A 501-nucleotide genomic window follows, 5' to 3' on the forward strand; every position below is an offset into this window, starting at 1 on the left:
GGGCAGAGGGGCTTAGTGCGCGCGACCCTGTGCGATGCCGACACCCGTTTGTGAACGGATGAACTGCGCACGGAACTGCTCACGCTCGCGAATACCTTCTTGCGTGTTGTCGGTAATCGAGAAAATCCAGATACCGATAAAGGCTACGGCGATAGAGAACAGCGCCGGGTATTCATACGGGAAAATCGCCTGCGCGTGGCCGAGGATTTGTACCCAAATGGTCGGGCCGAGGACCATCAGAATCACCGCCGTCAGCAGGCCCAGCCAGCCGCCAATCATTGCGCCACGGGTGGTCAGTTTTGACCAGTACATGGAGAGCAGAATGATAGGGAAGTTGCAGCTCGCCGCGATGGAGAACGCCAGTCCCACCATAAAGGCAATATTCTGCTTCTCAAACAGAATACCCAGCAGAATGGCGACCACACCGAGCACCAGTACGGTGATTTTCGAGACTTTCAGCTCCTGACGTTCGGTGGCGTCTTTACGAATGACGTTAGCGTA

Annotated in this window: 1 protein-coding gene; it reads right to left on the minus strand. The window is 55.7% G+C overall.

What is annotated here, in order from left to right:
- Positions 1–12: 12 nt before the first annotated feature.
- Positions 13–501 (minus strand): sodium:solute symporter family transporter (locus CKO11_RS17465; protein WP_411742029.1); only part of this gene is annotated, 489 nt, incomplete at its 5' end.

Source organism: Rhodobacter sp. TJ_12 (genome assembly GCF_020023995.1).
Taxonomy (GTDB): Bacteria; Pseudomonadota; Alphaproteobacteria; order Rhodobacterales; family Rhodobacteraceae; genus Rhodobacter.